The sequence below is a fragment of the Variovorax sp. 20P10.2.4 genome, assembly GCF_058244205.1.
In genome coordinates this window covers 1-8,230 of the sequence record NZ_JBZAYE010000317.1, presented here as the reverse complement: position 1 = coordinate 8,230, position 8,230 = coordinate 1, and the positions used below count along the sequence as shown (strand labels likewise).

The window sequence follows — 8,230 nt, the reverse complement described above, 5'->3', positions numbered from 1 at the left end:
ATGGTCGCTGCGTGGCGTGCAGGCCCCCGAGGCAAGCGGCATTTTCGCGCTGGGGCGCGAGGCGGCGCGCGGCTATGACATCTATGCATCGGATGCCACGCGCCCGGTGGAGATGGGACCGTCGCAGCGCGCGGAGCTCGTCAGCTGGGTCTCGTCGCGCCTGGGACGGCAGGTCGCGATCCCCGACCTCGCGGCCGCGGGCTACGGCTTCGTGGGTGGTCGCCTGGTCATGACCGAGCATGGCCCGGCCGGCCTCTTCATCTACCAGGACGCGCAGGCCACGCGGCTTTCGCTGATGGTGCGGCCGATGGCCGTCGACCAGGACACGCCGACGATGAAGCGCATCGACGGCCCGCACACGGGCTATGCCTGGGCCGACCGCGGACTCGGCTATGGCGTGGTGGGTGCGAACGAGGCGCGCGTGCTGCATCCGCTGGCCGACGAGATGCGGCGCCAGATCGGCGAAGAGCTCAAGGGGTAGGTCCACGGCAAGCGGCCGGCCCGTCGAGCCGGATGCCGGGGGCGTAACCTTTTGCCCCCGGCAGCCGAACTAGCCTTCGAAGCGGCGGCGTTGCGCCAAGCTGGCGTCTCGCGCGTGCTTCGTTATATTCAACAGTACATATCGATGGCCGCCATCCGCCCCATCGTCCAGGAGTTGTCATGACCCATCGTTCGGATCGTCGTTTCTTCCTTGGTGCCTCGGCTTCGACGCTCGGGGCCGCGGTGGCCGCCGCCTGGGGCTGGCGCTCCGGTGCCGCGCAGGCCGCGGAGCCCGGCAAGTTCGAGGTCACCCGGACCGACGCCGAATGGCGCAAGCTGCTCACACCGAACCAGTACGCGGTGCTGCGGCAGGACGGCACCGAGCGGCCCTACAGCAGCCCGCTCAACGACGAACATCGGGAGGGCCGTTTCGCCTGCGCGGGCTGTGCGCTGGATCTCTTCTCCTCGAAGACGAAGTTCGACAGCAAGACCGGCTGGCCCAGCTTCTGGCAGCCGTTGCCGAACGCCGTCGGCGAGACGAGCGACAGCTCCCACGGCATGACCCGCACGGCGGTGCATTGCCGCCGTTGCGGCGGGCACCTGGGCCATGTCTTCAACGACGGGCCCCAGCCCACGGGCCTGCGCTACTGCATGAACGGCCTGGCCATGAAATTCGCGCCCGGCGCCGCCTGACTCCCCCACCCGGGCCTCCCCACCATGCTGCTGTTCGTCGTCGCCTATCTGGGCGGGGTCCTGACCATCCTGAGCCCCTGCATCCTGCCGGTGCTGCCCTTCGTCTTCGCGCGTGGCGACCGGCCCTTCATGAAGAACGGGCTGCCGCTGCTGATCGGCATGGCACTGACTTTCGCCGGCGTGGCCTCGCTGGCCGCGGTCGGCGGCGGCTGGGCCGTGGAGGCGAACCAGTACGGGCGCGCCGTGGCGATCGTGCTGATGGCGCTGTTCGGCCTGGCGCTGCTGCTGCCGGGACTGTCCGAGCGGCTCGCGCGGCCGCTCGTGGGCTGGGGCGAGCGGCTGTCCGCCTCGGCCGAAACCACCAGTGCGGACGGATCGCCGCGCTCCGCCTTCGGCACCTCGCTGCTGCTCGGCGTGGCCACGGGCCTGCTGTGGGCGCCGTGTGCCGGCCCCATCCTCGGGCTGGTGCTGACCGGCGCGGCACTGGGCGGTGCCAGCGTCCGGACCTCGCTGCTGCTGCTGGCCTACGCGGCGGGCGCGGCCACCTCGTTGGCCGGTGCGCTGCTGGTGGGCGGACGGCTGTTCAAGGCCATGAAGCGGTCGCTGGGCGCGGGCGAATGGATCCGCCGCGGCATCGGCGCGGCCCTGCTGTGCGGCGTGGTGGCCATCGCGCTGGGGCTGGACACCGGCGTGCTGGCGCAGCTCTCGCTGGCGGGAACCGCCTCGGTCGAGCAGGCGCTGATCGACAAGGTGCGGCCCAGGGATGAATCGCCGCTGGTGACGACCGGCCCCGACTCCACCGTGATGATGGCGCCCGGCAACGCCATGATGGCCGCCAACACCGCGATGCGGGCCGAGAGCGGCGGCGCCGCGGCGCTGCCGGTCGAAGACCAGGCCCCCGCGCTCGACGGCGCCGTGCAATGGCTCAACTCGCCGCCCCTGCGCATGGAGGCCCTGCGCGGCAAGGTGGTGCTGATCGACTTCTGGACCTACTCCTGCATCAACTGCCTGCGCGCCCTCCCCTACGTGCGCGCATGGGCCGAGAAGTACAAGGACAAGGGCCTGGTGGTGATCGGCGTGCATGCGCCGGAGTTCGCGTTCGAGAAGAAGCTCGACAACGTGCGCAAGGCCGTGAAGGACCTGCAGCTCGACTACCCGGTGGCGGTCGACAACGACTATGCGATCTGGCGCGCCTTCAGGAACGAGTACTGGCCCGCGCACTACTTCATCGACGCGCAAGGGCGCATCCGCCATCACCACTTCGGCGAAGGCGCCTACGACGAGTCGGAGCAGGTCATCCGGCAGCTGCTGGCCGAAGCTGGGCAAGGCGTGATGTCGGCAGACCTCGTCAAGGTCGAGGCGCAAGGCGCGCAGGCCGCGGCGGACAGCGCGAACCTGAGATCGCCCGAGACCTACATCGGCTACGAACGCGCCGAGAATTTCGTCTCGCCCGGCGGCCCGGTCCGCGGCAAGGCGCACGGCTACACGGCGCCGTCCCGGCTCGAGGCCAACCAATGGGCGCTCGGCGGCAACTGGACCGTGGGCGGGCAAAGCGCCGTGCTCGACAAGGAACAGGGGCGCATCGCCTACCGCTTCCATGCGCGCGACCTGCATCTCGTGCTCGGATCGACGACGCCGGGGCATCCCGTGCGCATCAAGGTGACCCTCGACGGCAAGCTGCCCGGAGACGACCACGGCATCGACATCGATGCACAAGGCAATGGAGTGGTAGACGGCCAGCGCCTCTACCAGCTGGTGCGGCAGCGCGGGGCGGTGGCGGATCGGCGCTTCGAGATCGAGTTTCTCGATCCGGGCGTGGAGGCCTTTGCGTTCACCTTCGGTTGATCGCGCGCTAGTCCCAGATCGCCGCGTTCACCAGGTAGTCGGGCAGCGTCCGGGCGGCCAGCACGAGCAGGCCGAAATCCGCATCGTCAAGTTTCTGCGGCGCGGTGTCGAAGTGGCTCAGCGTTCCGACGACCCGCGCATCGAGCAGCGTCAGCGCGACCGCGTGGTAGGCGCGGATCATTCCCTGGTAGGGACTGCCGTCGAGCAGCGCCTCCTGGGAGGAGTCCTCGACGTGAAGGAAGGCGTCGCGCAGCACGAACCGGCAGAAACTGTCGGCCAGCGGAAACACGGCGAAGCGTTCGGGCCGTGGTTGCTCCAGCTTGTCGATCAGCAGCACGTTCCTGACCTGATCGCCGTCGACCTTGAAGATGGCGGTGAAGCGATGCGGAACCGCCGCATTCAGGGCCCGCAGTGCATGTTCGAAGGCCTGCGCCTGGATCAGCGACAGGACCGAATCCGCGGTGGCTTCGAGTCGTTGCCTGGGTGGCGTGGGCAAGGTGGGCATCATCGGCTGGGGCGCTAGCAGATGGCTTCGTGCACCGCTTCGTCCGCGATGAGCAGGTCCTTGTAGAAGGCGCCGAACGGGCGTGTCGGATGCGCGATCTGGATCTCCAGCACCCAGAGTCCCGGACCGCGCCCGGCCGCGGGGATCGCGGGCGGGAAGTCGCCCACACGGTGTTCGTGGAGGCCCAGGTTGAGGCGCCATCCTCTCGCCTGCGCACGCTGCGTCGCGTACGCATACAGCGCCTCGCCGTCGAGGCCCTCGGTGCACAGGCGCGAACTCACTTCCTGCCAGATCGCGCGCACGGTTCTCGCGCAGTCTTCCATCTGGGGATCGCCGCCGACCACGAAGGTCTCGCCGGCGTCGCCCTCATGGCCCTCCCACACGGGGCCGATATCGATGAAGAAGATGTCCTGCTCGCCGAGCACGCGAGCCGGGTCGGACGCGTCCCTGGCGGTCTTGAGCGTGTCCTCGCCGAAGCGGATCGCGACCGGATGCCAGTTGCGCTCCATCTCCAGCGCCTGCAGCGTCGCCGCCGCCAGGGCCGTGGCCTGCGCATGCGTCATGCCGGGCCGGATGCCCGCAGCGATCTGCCGGACCGCGCGCTGCGACAGGGAGCGCGCGCGTCGCAGGGCCGCCAATGGCAACCCTGCCTCGGTGACGGCGGATCGGAGCAATTCGGGAAGCATCATGGTCATCGGCGGTATCCGTCTGCCTGGATCGAGGCAATCGCTGTATCTTACAAAATACAGCGATACCCGCTCCCGCCCCGCCGGCGATGCCTCTGCCCTAGATGTAGCAGTTCTTCAGGATGATCGCGCGACCGGCCGTGCTGCCCACGTAGGCGATGAAGGCGTCGACCGCGGCATTGGTCGAGCCGGCGCGGCCGCGGATCGCCACGGCGTCCTGCAGCAGGCGGTCATGCGGCGGGTTGCCGTTCACCGTGGCCGGCGTGTACTCGAAGTAGGTGCCGGTCAGCGGCGTGCGGATGGCGCCGGTGCTGCTGTCGCACAGCTGCGACTTGGCGACGAATCCGATGTTGGGATAGGTCGTGGCGCTGGTGCTCGCGTTCACCGCCGTGTAGGTGGTGCCGATGGTCGTGTACTGCGCGAACTTGGCGTCGTAGGCACCACCCGGGTAGGTGATGGCGTTGACCCGGCTGAGCACCTGCTGGGCCGCGGTGCCGTACGGCGCGGTGACGGGGTTGGCGATCGCGACCTGGCCGTTCGCATAGGCGTAGCTCGCGGGATTGGTGAAGCCGCTCGAACCGCTGGTGCTCACGTTCGGGCCGTACTTGGACCACAGGATCAGCTTGCCCTCGGCATAACGGAACGGCACCTGCACCACGGTGGGATGGCCGGTGCGCAGGGCTGCCGGCGTGGTGTCGTCGGCCGCGAAGAACAGGTCATAGGGCGTGGTGCCGCCGGGCGCGGCCAGCGCGGTGTTGATCGCCGTCTGGAAATCGCCCGTCGCGCCATAGGTCACGGTGAAGCTGCTGCCCGAGAACGGCAGGCCCGAGGCCCCGAAGGCATTGACGAGCTGGACCATCGCGCCCTGGAAATTCGCGGCCACCGCCACGGTGATCGACTGCGCCCAGGTGGCGGACGAACCCAGCATCAGCACCGATGCCGAGACGCTCAGGGTAATTTTTCTGATCGAAAGCTTTTTCACGTTATCTCCTCGAGGAATTGGATGAATGACTGCGTGTGAATCTTTCGCGCTATATAGGCTTGCATATAGGTTGCATAGCATTCGGGTAATGCATAGGCATTGAATTGAAGGCTCTGGCGACGTTAAATCGTCCTATGGCGCGAAAAAAATCACGGACGCTATACTCTCAAAAATATAACGAGACAGGTGAACAAATGAAGAAGACCACGAAAAAATACACTGGCCATGTTCCCGAATTGAGTTCGAAAGTATGCGCGGCCATTTACGCGTTGCTTTGTTCTTATTCATCCATCGCCACGGCCGCGCCGCAGGGCGGCACGGTCACCAGCGGCAGCGCCACCATCGGCCAGGCGGGCAGCGTGACGCGCATCGACCAGAGCACGCAACGCGCGAGCATCAACTGGCAGGGCTTCGGCATCGCCGCCGGCGAAACCGTCAATTTCAACCAGCCCAATGCCTCGGCGATCACGCTCAATCGCGTGGTCGGCAACGAACGCAGCGTGATCGAGGGCGCGCTCAATGCCAATGGCAAGGTCTTCCTGATCAACTCCAACGGCGTGCTGTTCACCCGCGGCAGCAGCGTGAACACGGCCGGCCTCGTGGCCAGCACGCTGAACCTCAGCGACGCGGACTTCAATGCCGGGCGCTTCGTTTTCAGCGGCAATGGCGGCAGCGGCTCGGTCATCAACATGGGCACGCTCACCGCGGCCCAGGGCGGCTATGTCGCGCTGCTCGGGCGCTCGGTGTCGAACCAGGGCGTGATCGTCGCCACCAAGGGCACGGTGGCGCTGGGCAGCGGCGAGAAGATCAGCCTCAACTTCAACGGCGATTCGCTGGTGAGCCTCAGCATCGACGAAGGCGCGCTCGGTGCGCTGGTCGAGAACAAGGGCGCCATCCAGGCCGACGGCGGCACGGTGATCCTCACCGCGAAGGCGGCCGACGAGCTGCTGGGCAGCCAGGTCAACAACACGGGCATCGTGCAGGCGCGCACGATGGACGATCTCAAGGGCCGCATCGTCTTGCGCGCCGATGGCGGCACGGCCAACGTGGGCGGAACGCTCGATGCCTCCTCGTCCGCGACCGGCAGCGGCGGAACCGTCGAGACCTCGGGCCGCAGCGTGCGCGTGTCGGACGACGCCGTGGTCACGACCAAGGCCGCGAATGGCGATACCGGCACGTGGACGCTGGCTTCCGATGCCTTCACCGTCGGTGCGGGCGCGAACATCAGCGGTGCCCAGCTCGGCAGGCAACTGGGCAGCAACAACGTGGTGATTTCATCGACGGGCGGGAACGGCGCCGATGGCCACCTCTACGTCGGCCAAGGCGTGAACTGGTCGGCCAACACCGCGCTCACGCTGACCGCGGCCAACGACGTGCGTATCGATGCGCCGATCACGGCGACGGGCGCGCGCGCGGGGCTGAAGCTCAACTACGGTGGCGACTACCGCATCGACATGAGCCAGGGCGCGTCGGTCACGCTGAGCGGTGCCAATGCGACGCTCGCGATGAACGGGCAGGCCTACACGCTGATCCACAGCATGAGCGACCTGGAGAAGATCGACGACGCGGGCGGTGATGCGGCGGGCCGCTATGCGCTCGCGGGCAATCTCGATGCATCGGGCAGGATCTATGACAACACGGTGGTGTCCAAGCTGTCGGGCACGCTGGCGGGGCTGGGTCATACGATCAGCAACCTGACGATCCTGGAGCCGGTGCACAACGACTCCTCGCAAACGCCGGTCGGACTGATCGGCTCGGCGCAGGTCGGCAGCGCGATCCGCGACATCGGCCTGATCGGCGTCGACGTCAGCGGCTATGGCCGCGTCGGCGGACTGGTCGGGGAAAACTTCGGCGGCGCTATCAGCCACGCCTACGTCACGGGGTCGGTGCAGGGCGTCGTCAACGTGGGCGGCCTGGTGGGATACAACGGGACCAGCTTCAACCCCGACACCGGGGAGTTCATCGTCGGCAACGGCATCATCTCGGACTCCTTTTCGACCGCTGCCGTGAGCGCATCGACACGCTACACGGGCGGCTTCAGCTACATCGGCGGACTGGTGGGGAGGAACTTCGGCGCGACCTACAAGATTCTTCGCTCCAGCGCCACCGGCAACGTCTCGGTGGTCACCGACACCAGCTCTGGCCTGCTCAACGGAAACATCGGCGGGCTGGTCGGCGGCAACATCAACGGCACCATCGCCGACTCCCATGCCACGGGCAGCGTTTCTGTGTCGGACAACACGAGCTCCGTCGGCGGCCTCGTCGGCATCAACAGCGGCGCCACCGCGTCCGTGACCAACAGCTACGCCACGGGCAACGTGACGGGCGGAGACTCCAACGTCGGCGGGCTGGCCGGACAAAACCTCGGGGGCGCCAGCATCGTCGACTCCTATGCGAGCGGCAACGTGAGAGGCGGCGCGAGCAACGCCTCTCAGAACGTCGGCGGCCTGGTCGGCTGGAACAACGGCAGCACCATCTCGGGCTCGCATGCGAGCGGCGTCGTCACGGCTTTCGGCGCTTCGGTGGGCGGACTGGTCGGCAGCAACGGCGGTCCCGACGCGAGAATCACCAACTCCTATGCCACCGGCGACGTGAACGGCGGGCCGGTCAGTGCCGGCGTGGGCGGCCTGGTCGGCGGGAACAGCGGCACCATCGCCGGATCGCATGCCACGGGCAATGTCAGGGGCGAGATCGCGGGCGGCCTGGTCGGCGGCAACTCGGGCCTCATCACGGACTCCTTCTCGAGCGGCAACGTGTTCGGCGCCTACGCCGCAGGTGGCCTGGTGGGGCAGATGGACGGAGGCTCGGTCCTCAACTCGCGCGCCAGCGGCAACGTGACGGGCGGCGCCGACTTCGACTTCACGGGCGGGCTGGTGGGCCGCATGCAGGATGGCAACGTCGACAACTCCCATGCCACCGGGTCGGTCATCCACGGCAACGACACCACGGGCCGCCTGATCGGAAGCAACACGGGCTCGGGCACCATCACCAACAGCACCTACCGCGATGCAGCGGCCGAAGCAGCGGCGCAAGCCGCAG

The 8,230-nt window shown here is 67.8% G+C and carries 7 protein-coding genes; 4 read left to right on the top strand and 3 right to left on the bottom strand.

Annotation, left to right across the window (positions count from 1 at the left end):
- From AC27VN_RS25065 to AC27VN_RS25055, 3 genes are all read left to right on the top strand, one after another.
- A partial coding sequence (locus AC27VN_RS25065; RefSeq protein WP_490878266.1) for an anti-sigma factor family protein occupies positions 1-481 on the top strand: 481 nt, incomplete at its 5' end.
- Positions 482-660: 179 nt separating this feature from the next.
- Entirely contained in the window at positions 661-1,173 is a 513-nt protein-coding gene (gene msrB, locus AC27VN_RS25060) for a peptide-methionine (R)-S-oxide reductase MsrB (protein WP_296782349.1), read from the top strand.
- Between the two features lie 24 nt (positions 1,174-1,197).
- On the top strand, positions 1,198-3,018 hold the full coding sequence (locus tag AC27VN_RS25055) for a cytochrome c biogenesis protein DipZ (protein WP_490878265.1): 1,821 nt from the start codon (positions 1,198-1,200) through the stop codon (positions 3,016-3,018).
- A 7-nt stretch (positions 3,019-3,025) separates the two neighbouring features.
- Here the strand turns inward: AC27VN_RS25055 and AC27VN_RS25050 are convergent, their stop codons facing one another.
- The 3 genes from AC27VN_RS25050 to AC27VN_RS25040 form a co-directional block, all read right to left on the bottom strand.
- Positions 3,026-3,526, bottom strand: a complete 501-nt coding sequence (locus tag AC27VN_RS25050) for a guanylate cyclase (RefSeq protein ID WP_490878264.1) — start codon at positions 3,524-3,526, stop codon at positions 3,026-3,028.
- Positions 3,527-3,537: 11 nt separating this feature from the next.
- The gene (locus AC27VN_RS25045; RefSeq protein WP_490878263.1) at positions 3,538-4,218 is read right to left on the bottom strand and encodes a M24 family metallopeptidase; all 681 of its coding nucleotides are present in this window, start codon (positions 4,216-4,218) and stop codon (positions 3,538-3,540) included.
- A 91-nt stretch (positions 4,219-4,309) separates the two neighbouring features.
- Positions 4,310-5,191, bottom strand: a complete 882-nt coding sequence (locus AC27VN_RS25040) for a substrate-binding domain-containing protein (RefSeq protein WP_490878262.1) — start codon at positions 5,189-5,191, stop codon at positions 4,310-4,312.
- Between the two features lie 269 nt (positions 5,192-5,460).
- Between AC27VN_RS25040 and AC27VN_RS25035 the strand changes: the two genes are divergently transcribed.
- Positions 5,461-8,230 (top strand): GLUG motif-containing protein (locus tag AC27VN_RS25035; protein WP_490878261.1); only part of this gene is annotated, 2,770 nt, incomplete at its 3' end.